The organism is Enterobacter cloacae complex sp. 2024EL-00227 (assembly GCF_043945315.1).
GTDB classification, from domain to species: Bacteria; Pseudomonadota; Gammaproteobacteria; order Enterobacterales; family Enterobacteriaceae; genus Enterobacter; species Enterobacter roggenkampii.
Map to the genome: position 1 here is coordinate 76749 of NZ_JBIMQP010000012.1, position 25167 is coordinate 101915.

General features: G+C 56.0%; 23 protein-coding genes. 14 read left to right on the forward strand and 9 right to left on the reverse strand.

Annotated elements, in window-relative coordinates:
• The first annotated feature begins 122 nt into the window (after positions 1-122).
• Positions 123-863, forward strand: coding sequence for a 3'(2'),5'-bisphosphate nucleotidase CysQ (cysQ, locus tag ACHH0Z_RS19305; protein WP_008501432.1), 741 nt, complete (start codon positions 123-125; stop codon positions 861-863).
• Here the strand turns inward: cysQ and ACHH0Z_RS19310 are convergent.
• Positions 857-1414 (reverse strand): YtfJ family protein, encoded by a 558-nt coding sequence (locus tag ACHH0Z_RS19310; RefSeq protein ID WP_025911942.1) that lies wholly within the window; start codon positions 1412-1414, stop codon positions 857-859. The genes cysQ and ACHH0Z_RS19310 overlap by 7 nt on opposite strands.
• Positions 1415-1738: 324 nt before the next feature.
• On the opposite strand from ACHH0Z_RS19310, the gene ACHH0Z_RS19315 reads away from it, so the two are divergent.
• Positions 1739-1945, forward strand: coding sequence for a DUF1107 domain-containing protein (locus ACHH0Z_RS19315; RefSeq protein WP_008501430.1), 207 nt, complete (start codon positions 1739-1741; stop codon positions 1943-1945).
• Positions 1946-2014: 69 nt separating this feature from the next.
• On the opposite strand, the gene ACHH0Z_RS19320 is transcribed toward ACHH0Z_RS19315, so the two are convergent.
• Together ACHH0Z_RS19320 and msrA are read right to left on the reverse strand one after the other, a co-directional pair.
• Positions 2015-3352: a hemolysin family protein gene (locus ACHH0Z_RS19320; RefSeq protein WP_045408154.1), complete on the reverse strand. Its 1338-nt coding sequence runs from the start codon at positions 3350-3352 to the stop codon at positions 2015-2017.
• A gap of 211 nt (positions 3353-3563) precedes the next feature.
• Positions 3564-4205 (reverse strand): peptide-methionine (S)-S-oxide reductase MsrA, encoded by a 642-nt coding sequence (gene msrA, locus ACHH0Z_RS19325; RefSeq protein WP_008501428.1) that lies wholly within the window; start codon positions 4203-4205, stop codon positions 3564-3566.
• 224 nt (positions 4206-4429) lie between these two features.
• Between msrA and tamA the strand changes: the two genes are divergently transcribed.
• Genes tamA through ACHH0Z_RS19340 form a run of 3 tightly spaced genes read left to right on the forward strand, consistent with a single transcriptional unit; the run spans position 4430 to position 10283 of the window.
• Positions 4430-6163: an autotransporter assembly complex protein TamA gene (tamA, locus tag ACHH0Z_RS19330; RefSeq protein ID WP_008501426.1), complete on the forward strand. Its 1734-nt coding sequence runs from the start codon at positions 4430-4432 to the stop codon at positions 6161-6163.
• The gene (gene tamB, locus ACHH0Z_RS19335) at positions 6160-9936 is read left to right on the forward strand and encodes an autotransporter assembly complex protein TamB (protein WP_045408155.1); all 3777 of its coding nucleotides are present in this window, start codon (positions 6160-6162) and stop codon (positions 9934-9936) included. Before tamA ends, tamB begins: the two co-directional genes overlap by 4 nt.
• 2 nt (positions 9937-9938) lie before the next feature.
• On the forward strand, positions 9939-10283 hold the full coding sequence (locus tag ACHH0Z_RS19340; protein WP_008501424.1) for a gamma-glutamylcyclotransferase: 345 nt from the start codon (positions 9939-9941) through the stop codon (positions 10281-10283).
• A gap of 315 nt (positions 10284-10598) precedes the next feature.
• Here ACHH0Z_RS19340 and ACHH0Z_RS19345 read toward each other — a convergent pair whose 3' ends face one another.
• The 3 genes from ACHH0Z_RS19345 to ppa all read right to left on the reverse strand — a co-directional run bounded on the left by ACHH0Z_RS19345 (position 10599) and on the right by ppa (position 12402).
• On the reverse strand, positions 10599-11069 hold the full coding sequence (locus ACHH0Z_RS19345; protein ID WP_044597260.1) for a hypothetical protein: 471 nt from the start codon (positions 11067-11069) through the stop codon (positions 10599-10601).
• On the reverse strand, positions 11066-11386 hold the full coding sequence (locus ACHH0Z_RS19350; RefSeq protein ID WP_224162589.1) for a hypothetical protein: 321 nt from the start codon (positions 11384-11386) through the stop codon (positions 11066-11068). The genes ACHH0Z_RS19345 and ACHH0Z_RS19350 overlap by 4 nt, the downstream gene beginning before the upstream one ends.
• Before the next feature lie 485 nt (positions 11387-11871).
• Positions 11872-12402: an inorganic diphosphatase gene (ppa, locus tag ACHH0Z_RS19355; RefSeq protein WP_008501423.1), complete on the reverse strand. Its 531-nt coding sequence runs from the start codon at positions 12400-12402 to the stop codon at positions 11872-11874.
• Between the two features lie 309 nt (positions 12403-12711).
• On the opposite strand from ppa, the gene ytfQ reads away from it, so the two are divergent.
• The 5 genes from ytfQ (at position 12712) to ACHH0Z_RS19380 (ending at position 18956) form a co-directional block, all read left to right on the forward strand.
• Entirely contained in the window at positions 12712-13668 is a 957-nt protein-coding gene (gene ytfQ, locus ACHH0Z_RS19360; RefSeq protein WP_021240696.1) for a galactofuranose ABC transporter substrate-binding protein YtfQ, read from the forward strand.
• 105 nt (positions 13669-13773) lie between these two features.
• The gene (gene ytfR / locus ACHH0Z_RS19365) at positions 13774-15276 is read left to right on the forward strand and encodes a galactofuranose ABC transporter, ATP-binding protein YtfR (RefSeq protein WP_008501421.1); all 1503 of its coding nucleotides are present in this window, start codon (positions 13774-13776) and stop codon (positions 15274-15276) included.
• 10 nt (positions 15277-15286) lie between these two features.
• Positions 15287-16312 (forward strand): galactofuranose ABC transporter, ATP-binding protein YtfT, encoded by a 1026-nt coding sequence (gene ytfT / locus ACHH0Z_RS19370; RefSeq protein WP_163291562.1) that lies wholly within the window; start codon positions 15287-15289, stop codon positions 16310-16312.
• Positions 16299-17300 (forward strand): galactofuranose ABC transporter, permease protein YjfF, encoded by a 1002-nt coding sequence (gene yjfF, locus ACHH0Z_RS19375; RefSeq protein ID WP_032675830.1) that lies wholly within the window; start codon positions 16299-16301, stop codon positions 17298-17300. The genes ytfT and yjfF overlap by 14 nt, the downstream gene beginning before the upstream one ends.
• An 84-nt stretch (positions 17301-17384) precedes the next feature.
• Positions 17385-18956 carry a methyl-accepting chemotaxis protein gene (locus ACHH0Z_RS19380; protein ID WP_045408157.1) on the forward strand — a complete coding sequence of 524 codons (1572 nt, stop codon included), beginning with the start codon at positions 17385-17387 and terminating at the stop codon, positions 18954-18956.
• On the opposite strand, the gene ACHH0Z_RS19385 is transcribed toward ACHH0Z_RS19380, so the two are convergent.
• Together ACHH0Z_RS19385 and fbp are read right to left on the reverse strand one after the other, a co-directional pair.
• Positions 18928-19284: a LysR family transcriptional regulator gene (locus tag ACHH0Z_RS19385; RefSeq protein WP_045408160.1), complete on the reverse strand. Its 357-nt coding sequence runs from the start codon at positions 19282-19284 to the stop codon at positions 18928-18930. The two genes, ACHH0Z_RS19380 and ACHH0Z_RS19385, sit on opposite strands and share 29 nt — an antisense overlap.
• Positions 19285-19434: 150 nt before the next feature.
• Positions 19435-20433, reverse strand: coding sequence for a class 1 fructose-bisphosphatase (gene fbp / locus ACHH0Z_RS19390; protein ID WP_008501416.1), 999 nt, complete (start codon positions 20431-20433; stop codon positions 19435-19437).
• A 197-nt stretch (positions 20434-20630) separates the two neighbouring features.
• Here fbp and mpl point away from each other — a divergent pair, with 197 nt between their 5' ends.
• Positions 20631-22010, forward strand: coding sequence for a UDP-N-acetylmuramate:L-alanyl-gamma-D-glutamyl-meso-diaminopimelate ligase (mpl, locus tag ACHH0Z_RS19395; protein ID WP_025911962.1), 1380 nt, complete (start codon positions 20631-20633; stop codon positions 22008-22010).
• A 77-nt stretch (positions 22011-22087) separates the two neighbouring features.
• On the opposite strand, the gene yjgA is transcribed toward mpl, so the two are convergent.
• A complete protein-coding gene (gene yjgA / locus ACHH0Z_RS19400) occupies positions 22088-22639 on the reverse strand; it encodes a ribosome biogenesis factor YjgA (protein WP_008501414.1) in 552 nt (183 codons plus the stop codon).
• Between the two features lie 95 nt (positions 22640-22734).
• On the opposite strand from yjgA, the gene pmbA reads away from it, so the two are divergent.
• From pmbA to ACHH0Z_RS19415, 3 genes are all read left to right on the forward strand, one after another.
• A complete protein-coding gene (gene pmbA / locus ACHH0Z_RS19405) occupies positions 22735-24087 on the forward strand; it encodes a metalloprotease PmbA (protein ID WP_045408164.1) in 1353 nt (450 codons plus the stop codon).
• 38 nt (positions 24088-24125) lie between these two features.
• Positions 24126-24512, forward strand: a complete 387-nt coding sequence (gene cybC / locus ACHH0Z_RS19410) for a cytochrome b562 (protein WP_008501412.1) — start codon at positions 24126-24128, stop codon at positions 24510-24512.
• 315 nt (positions 24513-24827) lie between these two features.
• Positions 24828-25166, forward strand: coding sequence for a glycine dehydrogenase (locus tag ACHH0Z_RS19415; protein ID WP_025911967.1), 339 nt, complete (start codon positions 24828-24830; stop codon positions 25164-25166).
• Position 25167: the final 1 nt, after the last annotated feature.

Here is a 25167-nt window from a genome sequence, read left to right on the forward strand (position 1 = left end):
GTGAATCCTGACAGAAAAAAGCAACCTGAAACCGGAATTGCTTCACAGATAGCGGAATTGTTCACATTACGATATAACTAAAACAAAGAGTTAACCTCACTGCGTTAACAAAGAGGTGGAAAATGCTAGATAAAATTTGTCAGCTCGCACGGGATGCGGGGGATGCCATCATGCAGGTGTATGACGGTAGTAAACCCATGGAGGTTGTCAGCAAAGCGGACGACTCTCCGGTCACGGCGGCAGATATCGCGGCGCATAAGGTGATCCTGAAAGGGTTACAGGCCTTAACGCCGGACATCCCCGTCCTGTCAGAAGAAGCGCCGCAAAGCTGGGAAGAGCGCCAGCACTGGCAGCGCTACTGGCTGGTGGACCCCCTGGACGGGACAAAAGAGTTCATCAAGCGCAACGGTGAATTCACCGTCAATATCGCCCTGATTGAGAAGGGTAAAGCGGTGCTGGGCGTGGTCTACGCGCCGGTCATGAAGGTGATGTACAGCGCTGCAGAAGGGAAGGCGTGGAAGGAAGAGTGCGGCGTGCGCAAGCAGATCCAGGTGCGCGACGCGCGTCCGCCGCTGGTGGTGATTAGCCGCTCGCACAGCGACAGCGAGCTGCAGGAGTATCTGCAGCAGCTGGGTGAACACCAGACCACCTCGATTGGCTCATCGCTGAAATTCTGCCTGGTGGCGGAAGGACAGGCGCAGCTCTATCCCCGCTTTGGGCCGACGAACGTCTGGGATACTGCGGCTGGTCACGCCGTGGCTGCGGCCGCCGGGGCGCACGTTCATGACTGGCAGGGCAAGCCGCTGGACTACACCCCGCGCGAATCCTTCCTCAACCCCGGCTTCCGCGTCTCTCTTTATTGAGCCAGCAGCTTATGCAGCAGGTCGACAACCTGCTGCACTTCTTCCTGGGTTAGCGCCCCGTCTTTCACCCACTGTACGCGGCCGTTCTTATCCAGCACGACAATCGCAGAGCTCTCTTCCTCCAGCTGCCAGGCCTTACGGGTGACGCCGTTGCTGTCGACGATAAACTGCGACCACGGATAGAGCTTTTTATTGCTCTCAAGGCTTGAACGCACAAACATCCCGGAGCCCGGAATGGCGTCATCGGTATTCACGATCGTGGTGGTCTGGTAACGATCGTGTGGGAATTTTGCCGCCTTGATCGCCTCCACCAGGTTGGCATTTTTCTCTTTTGCAGATGTACGACCGGCAATATGTTGTACAACTCTCACTTTGCCCGCGAGCTGCGCGCTATTCCAGGCTTTGTAGCTAAACTTATCATTGTCGAGAATCAATTCTCCCCGGTCAGCAATGCCGACTGGCGGTACACGTTGTCCTTTTTCAATGTTGTGAGCACAAGCCCACAGGGGCAGCAGCAGGCAGGCTGCTGCAAGGATAGTACGTAGGGTCATGGCGTTTCCTTATTGTTTGCAGGTGATCCGACCACTTGGTCATGCATTTTTAATGATAAGTGCGATCAATGTGGTTTTCCCGCAATCCCGATGCCAGTTTGCGGGCGAACGCACATATCCATGAAAAAACGACGGCTTATACTGCTCTCTATCACGCTTTGCAAAGATTATTCTGAATAATTGTAATCAAACGGTAAATAAACTTATGCACACTGGGTAACACCGTAGTTCTGGTCTATAGTCATTGGGCATTAAAATTTGCGCTCAGGACAGTCGGGCCGATTGTGGCACCGCAAGAGCGTATGATTCGCAGGAGATACAAGAATGAAAATTTTCCAACGCTACAACCCGCTTCAGGTGGCGAAGTACGTGAAGATCCTGTTCCGTGGACGGTTGTATATCAAGGATGTTGGCGCTTTTGAGTTTGATAAGGGCAAAATCCTTGTCCCAAAAGTGAAGGACAAACAGCACCTGTCTGTGATGTCCGAAGTCAACCGTCAGGTTATGCGTCTGCAAACTGAGATGGCTTAACCAACGTGCTATGCAGTAGTTAAAAAAACGGCTCCCGATGGGAGCCGTTGATGTTTGTGGGGACCGACGTTATGCCGATACCTTCTCTTCCGCATCCGGCAGCTTCGGCACCAGTATGGTCGGTTTGTTGTCGATGCGCGTCACCAGCAGCTGGTCGATGCGGTAGTTATCAATATCCACCACCTCAAACTTGTAGCCGGAGAACTTCACCGAGTCGGTACGTTTCGGGATCTTACGCAGCATAAACATCATAAAGCCGCCGATGGTCTCGTAGTTTCCGGACTGCGGAAACTCGTCGATATCCAGCACGCGCATCACGTCTTCAATTGGCGTGCCGCCATCAATCAGCCATGAATTATCGTCACGCTGAACAATCTGCTCTTCCAGCCCCTGGCCTACCAGGTCGCCCATCAGCGTGGTCATGACGTCGTTGAGGGTGATAATACCCACCACCAGCGCGTATTCGTTCATGATCACCGCGAAGTCTTCCCCGGCGGTTTTGAAGCTTTCCAGCGCTTCGGAGAGCGTCAGGGTGTCCGGCACAATCAGGGTATTGCGGATTTGCACGCCGCTGTTCAGCGCCAGGCTCTGGTTCGCCAGTACGCGGTTCAGCAGGTCTTTGGAGTCGACGTAACCGATGATGTGGTCAATATCTTCATTACAGACCAGGAACTTGGAGTGCGGATGCTGCGCCACTTTGTTCTTCAGGCTCTGCTCATCTTCGTGTAAATCGAACCAGATAATGCTTTCACGGCCCGTCATGGAAGAGGGCACGGTACGGGATTCCAGTTCGAATACGTTCTCAATCAGCTCGTGTTCCTGCTTGCGCAGCACCCCGGCCAGCGCGCCGGCTTCCACGACCGCATAAATGTCGTCAGAGGTGATGTCGTCTTTACGCACCATCGGCAGCTTAAAGATGCGGAAAATGACGTTTGCCAGGCCGTTGAAGAACCACACCAGCGGGCGGAACACAAACAGGCAGAAGCGCATCGGGTTGATGATACGCAAAGCCACGGCTTCTGGCGCAATCATACCGATGCGTTTCGGGGTCAGGTCGGCGAAGAGGATGAACAGCCCGGTCACCAGCGAGAAGGAGAGGATAAAGCTCAGCTGTTCGGCCAGTTCGGCGGACATGTACTGCGCAAAGAGGCTATAAAACGCCGGGGAAAATGCCGCATCGCCCACGATACCGCCCAGGATAGCCACCGCGTTCAGACCAATTTGCACCACGGTAAAGAACGTACCGGGGTTTTCCTGCATTTTGAGAATGCGAGAGGCGTTGATGTTGCCCTCGTCGGCGAGCAGCTTCAGTTTGATTTTACGGGACGCGGCCAGCGAGATCTCGGATATCGAGAAAAATGCACTGACGGCAATCAGACAAAGTATTACTAAAATACTGTTTAACATAGTTTATCCGGCTTCTCGCCAGATCCTCAGAAGGGGAGTTGATACCATTTGTGTGGAAACACATTGAACATCAGCTCGTAGCGTTGAGCCGATTATTTCAGCGGCTAGTATAGCGTAAAGAGATGTAAATCTGCCAGAGGTCACATTTTTACATAAAACAGACCGGACAGCGGGTGCTGTCCGGTACGGGCGACGATCTAACGGCTGATAATCAGGCCAGCTGTGGCGGCAGGCAGACGCCGATACCTCCGATTCCGCAGTAGCCGTACGGGTTTTTATGCAGATACTGCTGGTGATCGTCCTCGGCGTAGTAGAACGGTTTCGCGGTGGTGATTTCCGTCGTCACCTCGCGCGTATCGCCCGCTTCACGCATGGCCTGCTGGAAACGCTCAAGGCTGGCGCGCGCGGCGGCATCCTGCTCAGGGGTGAGCGGATAGATAGCCGAGCGGTACTGCGTGCCGTGGTCGTTGCCCTGACGCATGCCCTGCGCCGGGTCGTGGTTTTCCCAGAAGACCTGCAGGAGCTGTTCGTAGCTGATTACCGTCGGGTCGTACACTACGCGTACCGCTTCCGCATGGCCGGTTTCGCCGGAGCAGACTTCGCGGTAGGTTGGATTCGGCGTGTAACCGCCCGTGTAGCCGGCTGCCGTGCTGTAAACGCCAGGCAGCTGCCAGAAGAGGCGCTCAACGCCCCAGAAGCAGCCCATAGCGAACAGGGCGATTTCCATGCCATCAGGAACGTTAGTCATGGAATGGCCATTGACGGCGTGTAAAGTCGCCACAGGCATAGGGGTGTTGCGTCCCGGTAATGCATCAGCTTGTGAAACCAGATGCTTTTTGTCGAATAAACTCACGGTGGGGCCTCCCGGGGTGCGATGTTTCGGTTAAGGTTGTCACGGCGCGTTTAATTGAACACAATAAATGCGCTGAATGAGTCTAGATTTAATCATAAGAAATATTTGGGTGTTACACCCATTTTCAACCCGAGATTCGGGTTTTTGGCCAACAGGCCGTATTTTGCCGCGGAGCGGCACTTCATTTGCTTCCAGGGTGGAAACAGGGATATTCAGGAGAAAACGTGACAAAAATCCGCCAGTTATGTTTAGTCAGTCTGTTGCTGACAAGCGGGATTGCCAGCGCGGCGAATGTCCGTTTGCAGGTTGAGGGGTTATCCGGGGCGCTACAAAAAAACGTGCGTGCGCAGCTATCGACCATCCAGAGTGATGAGGTGACGCCGGACCGGCGTTTCCGCGCGCGCGTCGATGATGCCATCCGTGAAGGACTAAAAGCGCTAGGGTATTACGAACCCACCATTGATTTCGATCTCCGCCCGCCCCCAAAGAAGGGGCGCCAGGTGCTTATTGCCCGCGTTTCGCCGGGCGAGCCGGTGCTGATTGGCGGCACCAACGTCATCCTGCGCGGCGGGGCGCGTACCGACCGGGATTACCTGGACCTGCTCAGCACGCGGCCGAAAATCGGCACCGTGCTCAACCACGGTGACTACGACCACTTCAAAAAAGAGCTGACCAGCGTTTCCCTGCGTAAGGGCTACTTTGACAGCCAGTTCAATAAAAGCCAGCTGGGCATTGCGCTGGCGCGACGTCAGGCCTTCTGGGATATCGACTACGACAGCGGAGAACGCTACCGCTTTGGCGACGTGACGTTCGAAGGGTCGCAAATTCGTGAAGAGTACCTGCAAAACCTCGTGCCCTTTAAAAAAGGGGATTACTACCAGTCGAGCGACCTGGGAGAGCTGAACCGACGGCTCTCAGCCACCGGCTGGTTTAACTCCGTGGTTGTCGCCCCTGAATTTGATAAGTCTAGAAAAACCAAGGTGTTGCCGCTGCACGGCGTTGTTTCGCCGCGCACCGAGAACACCATTGAAACCGGTGTGGGCTATTCGACGGACGTTGGCCCGCGCGTGAAGGCCACCTGGAAAAAGCCGTGGATGAACTCCTACGGCCATAGCCTGACCACCAGCGCCAGCATTTCCGCCCCGGAACAGCAGCTCGATTTCAGCTATAAAATGCCGCTGCTGAAAAATCCGCTTGAGCAATATTACCTGGTTCAGGGGGGCTTTAAGCGCACCGACCTGAACGATACCGAGTCCGATTCCACCACGCTTGCCGTGTCGCGTTACTGGGATCTCTCCAGCGGCTGGCAGCGCGCCATCAACCTGCGCTGGAGCCTGGATCACTTTACCCAGGCCAACGTCACCAACACCACCATGCTGCTCTATCCTGGGGTGATGATCAGCCGCACCCGCTCGCGCGGCGGCCTGATGCCGACCTGGGGCGATTCCCAGCGTTACTCTATCGATTACTCCAACACCATGTGGGGTTCCGACGTGGATTTCTCGGTGATTCAGGCGCAGAACGTCTGGATCCGCACGCTGTATGACAAACACCGCTTTGTGGTGCGCGGCAACCTCGGCTGGATTGAAACCGGCGACTTCGACAAGGTCCCGCCGGACCTGCGCTTCTTCGCCGGGGGCGATCGCAGCATCCGTGGCTATAAATACAAATCCATCGCGCCTAAGGACGATGACGGCAAGCTGATCGGTGCCTCTAAGCTGGCTACCGGCTCGCTGGAGTACCAGTACAACGTCAGCGGAAAATGGTGGGGCGCCATGTTCGTCGACGGCGGCGAAGCGGTGAGCGATATCCGCCGCAGCGATTTTAAAACCGGCGCGGGCGTCGGCGTACGCTGGCAGTCACCCGTCGGGCCCATTAAGCTCGATTTCGCCGTGCCGGTGGGCGACAAAGAAGAACACGGATTACAGTTTTACATCGGTCTGGGGCCTGAATTATGAGTTTATGGAAGAAGATAAGCCTCGGGGTGCTGATTTTTATCGTGCTGCTGCTCGGTACGGTGGCGTTTCTGGTAGGAACGACAACCGGGCTGCATCTGCTGTTTAACGCCGCGAACCGCTGGGTGCCGGGGCTGGAGATTGGCCAGGTGACGGGCGGCTGGCGCGACCTGCGCCTGAAGAACATCCGCTATGAGCAGCCGGGCGTGGCGGTGAACGCCGGGGAGTTTCACCTGGCGGTGAAGCTGGGCTGTCTGCGTGACAGCAAGCTCTGCGTCAACGACTTGTCGCTAAAAGACGTCAACGTGGCGATAGATTCGAAGAAAATACCGAAGTCTGCGCCGGTAGAGGAAGAGGACAGCGGTCCGCTGAATCTCTCCACGCCGTATCCGATCGCGCTTTATCGGGTGGCGCTTGATAACGTCAATATCAAAATCGACGACACCACCGTGTCCGTGATGGATTTCAGCTCCGGCCTGCGCTGGCAGGAGAAAAACCTCACCCTGACGCCAACCTCCCTGCAGGGCTTGCTGATCGCGCTGCCGAAAGTGGCCGACGTGGCGCAGGAAGAGATCGTCGAGCCGAAGATCCAGAACCCGCAGCCGGAAGAGAAGCCGCTGGGCGAAACGCTGAAAGACCTCTTCTCGAAGCCTGTCCTGCCGGAAATGACCGATGTGCATCTGCCGCTGAACCTCAATATTGAAGAGTTCAAAGGCGAGCAGCTGCGCCTGACCGGCGATACCGACCTGACGGTCTATAACATGCTGCTGAAAGTCAGCAGCATTGACGGCAATATGAAGCTCGACGCGCTGGATATCGACACCAATCAGGGCTCGGTGAACGCGTCAGGCAACGCCCTGCTGCGCGACAACTGGCCGGTGGATATCACGCTGAATAGCGCCCTGAACATTGACCCGCTCAAAGGCGAGAAGGTGAAGGTCAAAGTGGGCGGGGCGCTGCGCGAGAAGCTGGATGTCGGGGTCAATCTCTCCGGCCCGGTAGACATGGTCCTGCGTGCGCAAACCCAGCTGGCGGAAGCCGGGCTGCCGCTCAATCTTGAGGTGGTCAGCAAGCAGCTTTACTGGCCATTCACCGGCGAAAAACAGTACCAGGCCGATGACCTGAAGCTGAAGCTGAGCGGTAAGATGACCGACTATACGCTCTCGTTCCGCACCGCAGTGAAGGGGCAGGGCGTGCCGCCCGCGAACATCACCCTGGATGCGAAGGGCAATGAACAGCAGGTTAACCTCGACAAGCTGACCGTCGCGGCGCTGGAAGGCAAAACCGAGTTGACCGCGCTGCTCGACTGGCAGCAGGCGATCAGCTGGCGCGGCGAGCTGAAGCTGACGGGCATTAACACCGCCAAAGAGGTGCCGGACTGGCCGTCGAAGCTGGATGGCCTGATCAAAACCCGCGGCAGCCTGTACGGCGGCACGTGGCAGATGGACGTGCCGGAAATCAAGCTCACCGGGAACGTGAAGCAGAACAAGGTAAACGTTGAAGGCTCGGTGAAAGGCAACAGCTACCTGCAGTGGGTTATCCCGGGTCTGCACGTGGCGCTGGGCCGCAACACGGCGGATATCAAAGGCGAGCTGGGGGTGAAAGATCTCAATCTGGACGCCACCATCGACGCGCCGAATCTGGATAACGCCCTGCCGGGCCTGGGCGGTACGGCGAAGGGGCTCCTGAAGGTGCGCGGCACGGTAGACGCGCCGCAGCTGCTGGCGGACATTACCGCCAATAACCTGCGCTGGCAGGCGCTGAGCGTTGCCCGCGTTCGTGTGGAAGGGGATGTGAAATCCACTGACCAGATCGGCGGAAACCTGAACCTGCGCGTGGAGCGCATTTCTCAGCCGGACGTCAACATCAGCCTGGTGACCCTGGACGCCAAAGGGAACGAGAAGCAGCACGATCTCCAGCTGCGCGTGCAGGGCGAGCCGGTCTCCGGCCAGCTTCACCTGACCGGCAGCTTCGACCGCAAAGAGGAGCGCTGGAAAGGGACGCTGGATAACACCCGCTTCAACACGCCGGTCGGGCCGCTGGCGCTGTCGCGCGCCATCGCGCTGGACTACCGCAACGCCGAGCAGAAGATCAGCATTGGGCCGCACTGCTGGACCAACCCGAATGCGGAACTGTGCGTGCCGCAGACCATCGATGCGGGCGCGGAAGGACGCGCGCAGATCAACCTCAACCGCTTCGATCTGGCGATGCTGAAACCGTTTATGCCGGATACTACCCAGGCCAGCGGCGTCTTCAGCGGAAAAGCCGATGTCGCCTGGGACACCACCAAAGAGGGGCTGCCGCAGGGCAGCGTCACGCTGTCCGGGCGTAACGTGAAGGTGACGCAGGAGGTGAATGACGCGCCGCTGCCGGTGGCCTTCGACACCCTGAACCTGAGCGCGGACCTGCATAACAACCGTGCGGAGCTGGGCTGGCTGATTCGTCTCACCAATAACGGTCAGTTTGACGGCAAGGTTCAAATTACCGACCCACAGGGACGACGAAATCTGGGCGGCAACGTCACTATCCGCAACTTCAACCTGGCGATGGTGAACCCGATTTTCGCGCGCGGGGAAAAAGCCGAGGGCATGGTGAACGCCAACCTGCGCCTGGCGGGCAATGCGCAAAGCCCTCAGCTGTTCGGCCAGCTGCGCCTCAGCGGCGTGGATATTGACGGCAACTTTATGCCGTTTGACATGCAGCCCAGCCAGATCGCGATGAACTTCAACGGCATGAGCTCGACGCTGAGCGGATCGGTACTGACGCAGCAGGGGCAAATCAATCTGAGCGGCGACGCGGACTGGAGCCAGCTCGACAACTGGCGCGCCCGTATTGCCGCGAAGGGCAGTAAGGTGCGCATCACCGTACCGCCGATGGTGCGCCTGGACGTCTCGCCTGATGTGGTCTTTGAAGCTACGCCAAGCCTCTTCACGCTTGACGGTCGCGTTGACGTGCCGTGGGCGCGCATCGTGGTTCACGACGTGCCGGAAAGTGCGGTCGGCGTCTCAAGTGATGAAGTTATGCTCAATGAAAATCTGAAACCGGTCGAACAGAAGAGCGCGGGCATACCGATTAATAGTAACCTTATCGTGCACGTGGGGAATAACGTGCGGTTGGATGCGTTTGGGCTGAAGGCGAGGCTTACGGGCGACCTGAAGGTGGCGCAGGATAAACAAGGGCTTGGCCTGAACGGGCAGATCAATATCCCTGAAGGGCGATTCCACGCCTATGGTCAGGATCTGATTGTCCGTAAAGGCGAGCTGCTGTTCTCCGGTCCACCGGATCAACCCTTGCTGAACATCGAAGCGGTTCGTAATCCGGAAGCGACGGAAAACGACGTCATTGCCGGGGTACGCGTCACCGGTTCCGCCGACGAACCGAAGGCGGAGATCTTCTCTGACCCGGCGATGTCCCAGCAGGAAGCCCTCTCTTACCTGCTGCGTGGTCAAGGTCTCGACAGCGGTCAGAGCGACAGCGCGGCGATGACTTCGATGTTAGTGGGGCTGGGGGTTGCACAAAGTGGGCAGGTTGTGGGTAAAATCGGCGAGACGTTCGGCGTAAGCAATCTGGCGCTGGACACCCAGGGCGTGGGTGACTCCTCGCAGGTGGTGGTCAGCGGCTATGTACTGCCGGGTCTGCAGGTAAAATATGGTGTGGGGATCTTTGACTCACTGGCAACACTCACGTTACGCTATCGCCTGATGCCTAAGCTATATCTGGAAGCAGTGTCCGGCGTAGACCAGGCACTTGATCTGCTCTATCAGTTTGAGTTTTAGCAATGCGAATATTTGTCTACGGCAGTTTACGAACCAGGCAAGGCAACAGTCACTGGATGACCAATGCCCAGCTACTGGGGAATTACAATATCGAGAACTACCAGTTGTACAGCCTGGGCCACTATCCAGGCGCGGTTCCGGGCGAAGGAACAGTACAGGGTGAAGTTTATCGTATTGATAACGCGACGCTTGCCGAACTTGATGCCTTGCGCACCAGGGGCGGTGAATACGCACGCCAGTTGATCCAGACGCCGTACGGAAGCGCGTGGATGTATGTATACCAGCGTCCAGTCGACGGGTTAACGCGGATCGTAAGCGGTAACTGGTTAGACAGAGACCAGTACTGAAAAACGACAACGCCACCGTAAGGTGGCGTTGTTTTTTTATTCCTTCAACTCTCTTCTGTATCCCGGCGTCGGGTTAAAAACAGAGGAACGAACAGCATGATGTACGGCGCAATAAGCCATAAAAAACACAAGGCGCGTGAACGGCCATAGTAGTTTATGCACCGCGTATTGCTTGAAATGACGGGCAGGAAACACAGTAAAAACAGCAGAATCACATAATCGCTTCGATAAGGGATCCATAAGTAAAACAAAAACCAGGCAAGCTGGAATGTCATGATGCAGAGATACTGCCATTTACTGTCTTTACCGTAACAGTCAAACGCCTTTATGTAGCCCATCTTTATGCTTTGAAGAAAGAAACTTAGCATGTATAACGCTCACGATCGCGACGGTCAGGAGTGTGCTCATCAGCAACGCCCCTAAAAAATAGCTGTGGGTGATATCAGTAGCACCCGAGCCTAAAGTATGCAATTTACTATAACCTCTATCTACTGCAACAAAAAGTGTATATAGCCCTATGTTAATAAAGAATTGCAGAAGACAAGAAAACAAGATATTTCTTGGAATTGTTTTTAATAGAGTGAGTAACGCATAAATAATGCTTGATGATAGCGCGAAGTAAAGTCCGTTAAGTAAACCAGATAGTAATGCGCTATTTATTTGACTGAATATTAAATGTTCGCTTCCATAGTACCATGACAGATATTCAACATAAGTACTTCTGCCAAAGACAAAGGAGGCAATAATAAGGACGAATAGGCTCATGACATGGCTTTTCTTACTCATAATTTTGCTCCCTTAGATAGCAGCTCCTTCATCGTTTTACTGGCTTCTAGCTGATCTTTGATTATGGCAAGGTCACGAGTATTGTGGTTATATTTTGCAATAGCGGTTGGCGTACCCTTACCACCATTGTCCATAAAGAAGACTATATCCTTACGACCATAAAGAAGGACTTGTGGGATGGGATCACGCCCATAACTCACCGCCTGTGGAAGGGAGTGGATAGACTCTGTCGTGAGGAAGCGAGGAATATTTTCATGCTCAATATTACCTAAAGGCGTGGTGGCAACAAGGGAGCCGATAAAATCGGTCGTATACACTAACGCATCTGTATCCTTGGTCGTTACTTTTGAACCTGTAATATATTTTATCTGTTGCCAAAGGGTAATATCTTAGGGGTAACCTTAACACCATCCATAAACATATCCTGCTTGCGTTTTAGCTGAATGACAGTACGGTGTACCTGTGTCAAAGAGGGGCTGATTTCCCCAATAGAAGGCATAAAACCATCGCGGGAATACAACCGTTCAATGATAAAATAAATCCCAGTTGGGCGGGCAGCATCAATGTTAATGGATTACATATGAATCCTGTAATGAATGGGGATTAATGATCATCATGACAGTATGTTGTGAACAGCCAGGCTATTCAACCACTCCCACTATAAATGATAGGGTGTCTTTTTTGGTTTTAATGTCAAAAACATAAAGAATGGAATTATTCTTAAAAATTCAGTTTGTACTACTTTAAACCAGGGAAATAAAAAAGCCCCGACTCGCGGGGCCTTCATTAACAGCAGTAAGAATTACTTCTTAGCAGCGCGTTCGAAAGAGGCGATGATTTCCGCTTTCGCTGCTTCTGCGTTGTCCCAGCCGTCAACTTTAACCCACTTGCCTTTTTCGAGGTCTTTGTAGTGCTCGAAGAAGTGAGTGATCTGCGCTTTCAGCAGCTCTGGCAGGTCGTTCACATCTTTGATGTGATCGTATTCTTTGCTCAGCTTGGTGTGCGGTACCGCAACCAGCTTCGCATCTTCACCGGATTCGTCGGTCATTTTCAGCACGCCAACTGGACGGCAGCGAATCACTGCGCCTGGCTGCAGTGGGTATGGCGTTGGGACCAGCACGTCAACCGGGTCACCGTCCAGAGACAGGGTGTGGTTGATGTAACCGTAGTTGCACGGATAGAACATCGCGGTAGACATGAAGCGGTCTACGAACAGGGCGCCGCTCTCTTTGTCCACTTCGTATTTGATCGGATCTGCGTTAGCCGGGATTTCGATAACTACGTAGATGTCTTCTGGCAGTTCTTTACCCGCTGGGACGTTGAGTAAGCTCATGTCGGTGTCCTTTAAAATGGATGGTAAACAAGTGGCAGGTATTATAGCCAACTCGCGCTGAATGTCTCCGCCTGTTTTCGCCTTCTCTCCACGTTCTTCCCACTTTTCAGACCGATTCCATGACAGAAAAATCCATAAACTCAGCCGCATTTTTCATGGAGAAATGAAAGCGATTACAAACTTGTGATTAACGTTTTATTCACTTTTCTGAAGTGTGATGTAACGCAATTCGTTACATATTTCATGGGCTATAGTCATTCCGCAGAACATCTTTTAACCAACAATAACTCACCCTACGAGGACGTTCATATGTGGAAGCGCTTACTCCTTGTCACAGCAGTTTCGGCAGCCATGTCGTCTATGGCGATGGCCGCTCCCTTAACCGTAGGTTTTTCGCAGGTCGGCTCTGAATCTGGCTGGCGAGCGGCAGAAACCAACGTGGCGAAAAGCGAAGCTCAGAAACGCGGCATTACCCTGAAAATCGCCGATGGTCAGCAAAAACAAGAGAATCAGATCAAAGCCGTGCGCTCCTTTATCGCCCAGGGCGTGGATGCCATCTTTATTGCACCCGTCGTGGCGACCGGCTGGGAACCCGTCCTGAAGGAAGCGAAAGACGCTGAAATCCCGGTCTTCCTGCTCGATCGTTCCATCGACGTCAAAGACAAATCTCTCTATATGACCACCGTGACGGCCAACAACGTGCTGGAAGGGCAGCTAATTGGCGACTGGCTGATAAAACAGGTCGACGGCAAGCCGTGTAACGTTGTTGAACTGCAGGGCACCGTCGGGGCGAGCGTGGCCATCGACCGTAAAAAAGGCTTTGCTGAAGCCATCGCGAAAGCGCCAAACATCAAGATTATCCGCTCTCAGTCCGGCGACTTTACCCGCAGCAAAGGTAAAGAGGTGATGGAGAGCTTCATTAAGGCTGAAAACAACGGCAAGAACATCTGCATGGTTTACGCCCACAACGATGACATGGCGATCGGCGCGATTCAGGCAATTAAAGAAGCGGGCCTGAAGCCGGGCAAAGATATCCTCACCGGCTCTATCGACGGCGTGCCTGATATCTACAAAGCGATGATCGACGGCGAAGCCAACGCCAGCGTGGAGCTGACGCCAAACATGGCCGGCCCGGCATTCGACGCGCTGGAGAAATTCAAGAAAGACGGCACGATGCCGGAGAAAGTGACGGTCACCAAATCCACGCTCTACCTGCCTGACACGGCGAAAGAAGAGTTAGAGAAGAAGAAAAATATGGGCTACTAAGCCTGTCTGAACATGCCGGGTGACGCTGCGCTTACCCGGCCTACGATACGCTCTTTTGTAGGCCGGATAAGCGTAGCGCCATCCGGCTTGATGCAGGGGGAAACCATGACCACTGAACAACACCAGGAAATCCTCCGCACAGAGGGCTTGAGTAAATTCTTCCCCGGCGTAAAGGCGCTGGATAACGTTGATTTCAGCCTGCGGCGCGGGGAGATCATGGCGCTGCTGGGGGAAAACGGCGCGGGAAAATCGACGCTGATTAAATCTCTGACCGGCGTTTATCACGCCGACCGCGGCACCATCTGGCTGGAAGGTAACGCCATTTCGCCCAAAAACACCGCCCATGCCCAGCAGTTGGGGATCGGGACGGTATACCAGGAAGTGAACCTGCTGCCGAATATGTCGGTGGCGGATAACCTGTTTATTGGCCGTGAGCCACGACGCTTTGGCCTGCTGCGCCGTAAAGAGATGGAGGCGCGGGCGACAAAGCTGATGGAATCCTACGGCTTCTCTCTCGACGTCCGCGAGCCGCTGAACCGCTTTTCCGTGGCGATGCAGCAGATCGTCGCCATTTGCCGCGCGATCGATCTCTCGGCAAAGGTGCTGATCCTCGACGAACCCACCGCCAGCCTCGATACCCAGGAGGTGGAAATGCTCTTTACCCTGATGCGCCAGCTGCGCGATCAGGGCGTCAGCCTGATCTTCGTTACCCACTTCCTCGATCAGGTGTACGAGGTGAGCGACCGCATTACGGTGCTGCGCAACGGCAGCTTTGTCGGCTGCCGCGAAACCCGCGAGCTGCCGCAGATCGAGCTGGTCAAAATGATGCTGGGCCGCGAGCTGGAGACCAACGCCCTTCAGCGCGCGGGCCGCACGCTGCTGAGCGAGAAGCCGGTCGCCGCGTTCAGCGATTACGGCAAAAAAGGGGTCATCTCGCCGTTTAATCTTGAGGTGCGGCCGGGCGAAATTGTCGGGCTGGCGGGCCTGCTGGGCTCGGGGCGTACCGAGACAGCCGAGGTGATCTTCGGGATCAAGCCCGCCGACAGCGGCAGCGCGCTGATCAAGGGCAAACCGCAAACCCTGCGATCGCCGCATCAGGCCTCCTGTCTGGGTGTGGGTTTCTGCCCGGAAGACAGGAAAACGGACGGCATTATTGCCGCCGCCTCGGTGCGGGAAAATATCATTCTGGCGCTTCAGGCGCAGCGCGGCTGGCTGCGGCCGATCCCACGCAAAGAGCAGAACGCCATTGCTGAGCGCTTTATCCGCCAGCTCGGCATCCGCACCCCGAGCGCGGAACAGCCCATCGAGTTCCTCTCCGGTGGTAACCAGCAGAAAGTGCTGCTCTCCCGCTGGTTGCTGACCAAACCCCAGTTCCTGATCCTCGACGAACCGACCCGCGGCATTGACGTAGGGGCGCACGCCGAAATTATCCGGCTTATCGAAACCCTGTGCGCAGACGGTCTGGCCCTGCTGGTCATTTCGTCCGAGCTGGAAGAGCTGGTGGGCTATGCCGATCGCGTCATCATCATGCGCGATCGTAAACAGGTGGCAGAGATCCCGCTGGATAAGCTGTCCGTTCCGGCGATCATGAATGCCATCGCGGCATAAGGAGTGAATCGTGATGTCCCGTTCGCTTTCGCAAACCGGTGAGTCAAAGCGCCGCTTCAGCTGGCCGACCGGCACGCCGCAAATCGCGGCGCTGCTGGTGGTTTTACTGGTGGATAGCCTGGTCGCGCCGCATTTCTTCCAGATTATCGTGCAGGATGGCAGCCTGTTTGGCAGCCCGATAGACATTTTAAACCGCGCCGCGCCCGTGGCGCTGCTGGCCATCGGGATGACGCTGGTCATCGCCACCGGCGGGATTGATCTCTCCGTCGGCGCGGTGATGGCTATCGCCGGGGCCACGGCAGCCTCCATGACCGTGGCCGGGCATAGCCTGCCGGTGGTCCTGCTTGCAGCCTTAGGCACTGGCGTGCTGGCCGGATTATGGAACGGCATTCTGGTGGCGGTGCTGAAAATCCAGCCCTTTGTCGCCACGCTCATTTTAATGGTGGCCGGGCGCGGCGTCGCGCAGCTGATTACCTCCGGACAGATCGTCACCTTTAACTCGCCGAGCCTGGCGTGGCTCGGCAGCGGCAACCTTCTGTTCTTCCCGACGCCGGTGATGATTGCCCTGGTGACGCTCGTGGTGTTCTGGCTTTTCACCCGCAAAACGGCGCTGGGCATGTTCATTGAGGCCGTCGGGATCAACATTCGCGCCGCGCGCAACGCCGGGGTTAACACGCGGCTGATGGTGATGCTGACCTACGTGCTGAGCGGTATTTGCGCTGCCATCGCCGGCGTGATCGTCGCGGCGGATATTCGCGGAGCCGATGCCAACAACGCCGGGCTCTGGCTGGAGCTGGATGCGATCCTGGCGGTGGTGATCGGCGGCGGGTCGCTGATGGGCGGGCGCTTTAACCTGCTGCTCTCGGCGATCGGCGCGCTGATCATTCAGGGCATGAACACCGGGATCCTGCTTTCGGGATTCCAGCCGGAACTCAACCAGGTGGTGAAAGCGGTGGTCGTGCTCTGCGTGCTGATCGTCCAGTCGCCGCGCTTTGTCAGCATCATTAAGGGGATCCGTGGCCATGATAAAACGTAATTTACCGTTAATGATCACGCTGGGCGTGTTTGTGCTGGGCTATCTCTACTGCCTGACCCAGTTCCCGGGGTTTGCCTCGACGCGCGTGATCTGCAATATCCTGACCGATAACGCCTTTTTAGGCATCATCGCCGTCGGCATGACCTTTGTGATCCTCTCCGGCGGGATCGACCTCTCCGTCGGGTCGGTGATCGCGTTTACGGGCGTGTTCCTTGCGAAAGCGATCGGCTTCTGGGGCATCTCACCGCTGCTGGCGTTCCCGCTGGTGCTGGCGATGGGCTGCGCGTTTGGCGCCTTTATGGGGCTGCTGATCGACGCGTTAAAAATTCCGGCATTTATCATTACCCTCGCGGGGATGTTCTTCCTGCGCGGGGTGAGCTACCTGGTGTCGGAAGAGTCGATTCCCATTAACCATCCGGTGTACGACACGCTCTCCAGCCTGGCGTGGAAAATCCCCGGCGGCGGCCGCCTGAGCGCGATGGGGCTACTGATGCTGGGCGTGGTAGTGATTGGCATCTTCCTCGCCCACCGCACCCGGTTTGGCAATCAGGTTTACGCCATTGGCGGCAACGCCACGTCGGCCAACCTGATGGGGATCTCGACCCGCAGCACCACCATCCGCATCTATATGCTCTCGACCGGCCTGGCGACGCTGGCGGGGATCGTCTTCTCGGTGTATACCCAGGCGGGCTATGCCCTTGCAGGCGTTGGCGTGGAGCTGGATGCGATTGCTTCTGTGGTCATCGGCGGTACGCTGCTCAGCGGCGGCGTGGGGACGGTGCTGGGGACGCTGTTCGGCGTGGCGATTCAGGGGCTGATCCAGACCTATATCAACTTTGACGGCACGCTCAGCTCCTGGTGGACGAAGATCGCCATCGGCATTCTGCTGTTTATTTTTATTGCCCTGCAGCGCGGCCTGACGGTGCTCTGGGAGAACCGTCAAAGCTCGCCTGTTACCCGCGTGAACACATCGGTAACAGAGCGATAACATGCTGAAAGTCTAAACATTTTCCGGTAGCGGCCGATACTCTTTTTTTATGCCCAGAAATATCTCGCTACCGGAAATAATATCATGCTGAAAACGCTATCGATTCGTACCGGCTTGCTCTCTTTACTGGCCGTTATGACCCTTCTGCTGCTGATTGTCAGCGGCATTGGCATTTATGCCCTCACACAGAGTTCTTCTTCGCTGCAGCGTATTAATCACCTTCAGGGTGAGCAGATGGTGCAGCTTAATTCAGGCTATACGCTGATCCTGCGCGCGCGCAATGAAGCGGGTCAGGCCGTCCGCATGATGGAAATCGGCATGCTGGACGATGCGGCCAGCGCGGTAAAAAACATTAATCAGGAAGTCGCCCTGGCCCAGAAAACGCTGAAGGACGTGATCGACGGCGGCGTGGCTGACGAGCAGGGGCAGCAGCTGCTCGATAAAGTGGCAGCCAGCCTGGCGGCGTATAACCAGCAGGGGATCAACCCGATGCTGAAAACCCTCAACGACCAGAGCGCGGACGGGTATTACGATCTGCTGGAGAAGACGCTGATCCCGCTGGCGTCAGCGTTTGATAACGACATGCAGGCGTTTCAGAAATGGAGCGAAGCGCGAGGTCAGGCGGAAGTGAGTGCCGTGCAGGCGAGTAAAACCCGCGTCCTGATCCTGATTATCGTCGCCGCGCTGCTGACGGCGGGCATTATCGTGCTGGCCTGGCTGGCGCTGCGCCATATGCTGCTCAAGCCGCTCTCGGCGTCGATTGCTCAGCTGGAGAACGTGGCGGCGGGCGATTTAACCCATACGCTGGCCGCGCCCGCGAGCCAGGAGTTTAACCGCCTTAACGCGGTCATTGAGGAGATGCGTCAGTCGCTGATGAACTCGGTTCTGCGGGTACGCGATGCCAGCGCGCAGATTGACACCGGCAGCCGCGAGCTGACGCTGGGGAACCGGGATCTCGCCGAGCGAACGGAATCCACCGCCACGTCGCTGGAGCAGACGGCGGCCAGCATGGAACAGATCACCGCCACGGTGAAGCTCAACGCCGATAACGCCGAGCAGGCGCACCAGCTGGCGAAGTCGGTGTCCGACACGGCCGATCACGGCAGCGAAATGGTCTGCTACGTGATTGAAAAAATGCGCGATATCTCCGGCAGCTCGGCGCGCATCGCCGACATCCTGAGCGTGATCGACGGCATTGCCTTCCAGACCAATATCCTGGCGCTTAACGCCTCCGTAGAGGCGGCGCGCGCGGGCGAGCAGGGGCGCGGGTTTGCCGTCGTCGCGGGCGAGGTGCGAAACCTGGCCAGCCGCAGCGCCGACGCGGCGAAGGAGATTCGTTCTCTTATCAGTGATTCGCAAACCCACGTTAACGAGGGCAGCGAGCTGGCCCAGCAGGCGGGCGAAACGATGGATGAGATCGCAACAGAAGTGCTGCGCATGACCAAACTGATGCGTGAGATTGCGACCGCGTCTCAGGAGCAGAGCCGCGGCATTGAGCAGGTGAATATTGCGGTAAACCAGATGGACGAAACCGCGCAGCAGAATGCGGCGCTGGTGCAGCAATCCTCCGCCGCGACCCGCTCCCTTGAGGAGCAGTCGCGTCAGCTGATGGAAGCTATGTCATCATTCAAAGTGACGACTCAGAACGCGGCATAATATTACCCAGCCCCGGTACGTTCTGTGCCGGGGGTTTATTCCTTCCGGAATTAAGCGCCCCGATATTATCGTGAATTTCGCCCATTAATATTTCCAGCGAGTTGGTTAAGGCTAATGCTTTTTCCGTCGGCTCAAGATATAAGCCTTTGCGGAGAAATAACGGCTCATCAAAGAGTTGATTAAAACGCTTTAATGCCAGACTCACCGCAGGGCGTGACATCTCCAGACGCAAAGAGGCCTTTGCCATGCTGCCGCAGCGGACGATTTCAATAAATACAGGGATAAGATTTAAATCAATGCCGGTATTAGCACGGGAATAATTTTTCATTGCGTTTCTGCTCCACGAAATATCTGTCAAACTGTTATGGAAATAATGCAGGAGCAGTGGCGAATATTAAAGCGTGTTTTTTATAAACACTTATACGGTAAAATATATAAATGAACAGGGGAGCCGGATCGGCTCCCCTGAAGAGAGGGATTACGCGTCCGGGTACTCGCGGATAAAGCGTTCAACGTCTTCAACCATGTGGTTGTTGCCGACGAAGAACGAACGGCGCTGGTGAAGGCTTTCCGGCACGATCTCCAGAATACGCTCTTTACCGTCGCTCGCCTTACCGCCCGCCTGTTCGGCCAGGAACGCCATCGGGTTGCATTCGTACAGCAGACGCAGCTTCCCGTCCGGGTGGCTGGCGGTGCTTGGGTAGAGGTAAATGCCGCCTTTCAGCAGGTTACGGTGGAAATCCGCGACCAGAGAGCCAATATAGCGGGACGTATACGGGCGCTGCGTCGCTTTATCTTCTTCCTGGCAGAATTTGATGTACTTCTTCACGCCGTTCGGGAAGCGGATGTAGTTACCTTCGTTAATGGAGTAGGTATTGCCCTTCTCCGGGAAGCGCATGCGTTCCTGGCTCAGACAGAAAACGCCCAGGGAAGGATCGTACGTAAAGGCGTGTACCCCGCAACCGGTGGTGTAGACCAGCATGGTGGAGGAGCCATAGACGACGTAACCGGCAGCAACCTGATTAATGCCCGGCTGCAGGAAATCTTCTTCGGTCACCGGCGTGCCAACAGGCGTGACGCGGCGGTAGATGGAGAAAATGGTACCGACAGAAACGTTAACATCGATGTTAGAGGAGCCGTCGAGCGGATCCATCAGAACAACGTATTTCGCGTGTTCACACCCTTCGAAAACAACAATTTCATCTTCTTCTTCGGAGGCGATACCCGCAACGATGTCGCGCGCGCGCAGTGCAGCTTTCAGTTTTTCATTTGCGAACAGATCGAGTTTCTGTTGAACCTCGCCCTGAACGTTCTCGGCACCGCTGGCACCCAGGATATCGACCAGACCGGCCTTGTTGATATCACGGTGGATGATCTTAGCGCCCAGCTTTATTGCCGACAGCAAAGCAGTGAGTTCACCGGTAGCATGAGAGAACTCGTGCTGCTTTTCGACAATAAATTCACCTAACGTTTTCATAACACTTTCCCTGCATCTTTGTGAGTAGAGCGATTGTATGTTCACTAAAACGACTAAAGCCCAACAATCTTAACAAATATTCAAATAGTAGCGCAGAGGTGAATCGCGCCAGCAACATACGGATTTACCTGAAATGCGTTTCACAGCCGCTAACATGTGAGTAAAATGTGCGCCACATTAAAGAAGGATAGTGACGTATGCGCATTCATATATTGGGGATTTGTGGCACTTTCATGGGCGGACTGGCAATGCTGGCGCGCTCGCTGGGCCATGAGGTGACAGGTTCGGACGCCAATGTGTATCCGCCAATGAGCACACTTCTGGAGAAACAGGGCATCTCTCTTATTCAGGGCTACGATGCCAGCCAGCTGGATCCCGAGCCGGACCTGGTGATTATTGGCAACGCCATGACCCGCGGCAATCCGTGCGTTGAGGCGGTACTGGAACGCAATATTCCGTTCATGTCCGGCCCGCAGTGGCTGCATGACTTCGTCCTGCGCGACCGCTGGGTGGTTGCCGTTGCCGGTACCCACGGCAAAACGACCACCGCGGGCATGGCGACCTGGATCCTCGAAGCCTGCGGCTACAAGCCGGGCTTCGTCATCGGCGGCGTACCGGGTAATTTCGACGTCTCTGCGCGCCTGGGGGACAGCCCGTTCTTTGTGATCGAAGCCGACGAGTATGACTGCGCGTTCTTCGACAAGCGCTCCAAGTTCGTGCACTACTGCCCGCGCACGCTGATCCTCAACAACCTTGAGTTTGACCACGCGGATATTTTTGACGACCTGAAAGCCATACAGAAACAGTTCCACCACCTGGTGCGCATCGTGCCGGGCCAGGGCCGCATCATCCTGCCGGAAAACGACATCAACCTGAAGCAGACCCTGGCAATGGGCTGCTGGAGCGAGCAGGAGCTGGTGGGCGAGCAGGGCCACTGGCAGGCGAAGAAACTCAACGCCGATGCCTCCGAGTGGGAAGTGCTGCTCGACGGCGAAAAAGTGGGCGAGGTGAAGTGGGGCCTGGTGGGCGAACACAACATGCACAACGGCCTGATGGCGATTGCGGCAGCGCGTCACGTGGGCGTTCAGCCTGCGGATGCGGCGAATGCGCTGGGTTCGTTTATCAATGCCCGCCGCCGTCTGGAGCTGCGCGGTGAAGCCCACGGCGTCACCGTGTATGACGATTTCGCGCACCACCCAACGGCCATTCTGGCGACGCTTGCCGCCCTGCGTGGCAAAGTTGGCGGTACCGCGCGCATTCTGGCGGTGCTGGAACCGCGCTCGAACACCATGAAGATGGGCATCTGCAAAGACGATCTCGCGCCGTCGTTAGGACGTGCCGATGAAGTCTTCCTGCTGCAGCCGCAGCATATTCCGTGGCAGGTGGCGGAAGTGGCCGATGCCTGCATCCAGCCTGCGCACTGGAGCGCGGATGTGGATGCGCTCGCGGATATGGTGGTGAAAGCCGCTCAGCCCGGCGACCATATTCTGGTGATGAGCAACGGCGGTTTTGGTGGGATCCATCAGAAGCTGCTGGACGGTCTGGCGAAGAAAGCGGAAGCGGCCGCCGAGGCGTAAAAAAAAGCCCGGTGGCGCTCACGCTTACCGGGCCTACGTTCTTTTCCCCCTCGCCCCTCCGGGGTGAGGGGAACGGATTACTCTTCGTTCTCAGACAGCTCGCGCAGATACTGGAAAATCAGGCGCGCAGACTTCGGCGGCTTATTCCCTTCTTTCTCTTTCTTCGCGTTGCGGATAAGCGATCGCAGCTGCTGGCGGTCGGCATCCGGCCACAGGTTCAGCACTTCCGGTACGGCGTCATCACCCTGTTCAATCAGACGATCGCGGATCTGCTCCAGCTTATGGAACAGCGCAACCTGCTGGTTGTGGCGGTTTTTCAGCTTGTCCAGCGCCTGGCGGATCGGATCAACATCACGCTGACGCAGCATTTTCCCGATAAGCTGAAGCTGGCGACGACGGCCTTCTTTTTTGATTTTCTGTGCCAGTTCAATGGCATCGCGCAGATCCTGGTCGAGCGGGATCTTATCCAGCGCGTTTTTACCCAGTTCTACCATTTCCGCGCCAAGCTGTTTTAACTCTTCGGCGTCACGTTTAATTTCACTTTTACTGACCCAGATGATCTCATCATCTTCGTCTTCGATGTCATCACCGGGAACGTCGTCGAGCCAGTCTTCGGGCTGCTTAGTCATGTCAGGCTCCTTAAAAAAAGAGGCTAATGTTACCAGTTAAGACGCGCACTGAAAAACGGTTCTCTGTTAGACTTCAGTTAACTCTCTCTTACAGTATGGCATTTGCGATGAAAGTAACCTCACAAGTTGAAGCGCAGCGTAAGATTCTGGAAGAAGCCGTCTCCACCGCGCTGATGCTTGCTTCAGAAAAATCAGATGGCGCCGAAGTGGCGGTCAGCAAAACCACCGGCATTAGCGTGAGCACCCGCTATGGCGAAGTGGAGAATGTCGAATTCAACAGCGATGGCGCGCTGGGTATCACGGTATATCACCAGAATCGCAAAGGCAGTGCGTCATCCACCGATCTCAGTCCGGATGCCATCGCCCGTACGGTGCAGGCCGCGCTGGATATCGCCCGTTATACCTCGCCGGATCCTTACGCCGGCGTGGCGGATAAAGATCTGCTGGCGTTTGACGCGCCGGATCTCGACCTGTTCCATCCGGCGGAAGTGACGCCGGACGAAGCGATCGAGCTGGCTGCCCGCGCCGAGCAGGCGTCCCTGAAGGCCGACAAGCGCATCACCAATACCGAAGGCGGCAGCTTTAACAGCCACTACGGCATCAAAGTCTTCGGCAACAGCCACGGCATGCTGCAGGGCTACTGTTCTACCCGCCACTCGCTCTCCAGCTGCGTCATCGCCGAAGAGAACGGTGACATGGAGCGCGACTACGCCTATACCATTGGCCGCGCGCTGGGGGATTTGCAGTCTCCGGAGTGGGTAGGCAAAGAGTGTGCCGAACGCACGCTGTCTCGCCTGTCGCCGCGTAAACTCTCCACCATGAAAGCGCCGGTGATTTTTGCCAACGAAGTGGCGACCGGCCTGTTTGGCCATCTGGTGGGCGCTATCGCGGGCGGCTCCGTTTACCGTAAATCGACCTTCCTGCTCGACTCGCTGGGCAAGCAGATCCTGCCGGAATGGCTCACCATCGAAGAGCATCCGCACCTGCTGAAAGGCCTGGCCTCCACGCCGTTCGACAGCGAAGGCGTGCGCACCGAGCGTCGTGACATCGTGAAAGACGGCATTCTGACCCAGTGGCTTCTGACCAACTACTCCGCGCGCAAGCTGGGGCTGAAAAGCACCGGGCACGCGGGCGGCATTCACAACTGGCGCATTGCCGGGCAGGGCCTCAACTTTGAGCAGATGCTGAAAGAGATGGGCACCGGGCTGGTGGTGACCGAGCTGATGGGTCAGGGCGTCAGCGGCATCACCGGCGATTACTCTCGCGGCGCGGCGGGCTTCTGGGTTGAAAACGGCGAAATCCAGTATCCGGTGAGCGAAATTACCATCGCTGGCAATCTGAAGGACATGTGGCGCAATATCGTTACGGTCGGTAACGATATTGAAACACGCAGCAATATACAGTGTGGTTCTGTATTACTCCCGGAAATGAAAATCGCCGGACAATAGAGATAGCGTTTTGTTGATAATAAAAAAGGAAGTGAGCAATGCGTAAACATCTGTTAGCGATCGTCGCGGCTTCAACGCTGGTTCTTGGCTCTTCTGCGTTTGCTGCCGATCTTGAAGACGACATGGGCATCCTCGGGCAAAACCTGAAGGTGGTGCAGAAAACCGACAATGCGGCGGAAATGAAAGACGCGCTGACCAAAATGCGTGAAGCGGCGCTGGACGCACAAAAAGCGACGCCTCCTAAACTGGAAAGCAAAGCGGCAGACAGTGCAGAGATGAAAGACTACCGCCACGGCTTTGACGTGCTGGTCGGCCAGATCGACGGCGCGCTGAAGCTCGCTAACGAAGGCAAAGTGAAGGAAGCCCAGGCGGCGGCCGAGCAGTTTGTGACGACCCGTAATACGTATCACAAGAAATACCGTTAACCGATCGCGCATCTGACAAATAATCAGCGGGGGCCAGTGGCCCCCGTTTTTTTGCGCGGTAATAAGTAAACCCTATCGCCATCACATTTTTGCGTCACCACGCCTGAACGTTTTCGCTTCCCCGGCGCGCGTTTTGCCGCTGGAATACGTGATATTCATCACGCAAATGCCGTGATTAATCCAGATTCACCGTATTTATGTGGCACAGATCACTGCTGCGGCTCCCCTTTCCACTTCGAAGTGGAAAACAACTCGCTACAAACAATTCCCCCCCAACGTTAGTTTTATTCCAGAGCCATTAACGGGGTAAGACCAGTGATTAACGGAGCGGTAATGAACGACGTTGGGGAACAGGCAGAGCAAACAGAACAGCTCGCGAACACCATGCTGCAGCAGGTTTATGCCCTGCTGGCCCGGAACAACATCATCCCCAATGCGGTACAGGAGCAGATGCTTACTTCCCACGTGCGCGCCATGGCGCACCGGTCCGTGACCGGCGAGCCGCTGCCGGAGGTTGAAGCAGAGCTGTTTGACGAAATTTCACCGGATTCAATGCGGCTTGCCCGTGAAGTGGTAGCGCAGTTTGGCAACCTTCCTGATGAAGAAGCCTGGCTGCTCTCCGTTCACTTTGAAGTCGCGAAAGACAACCTTTAAG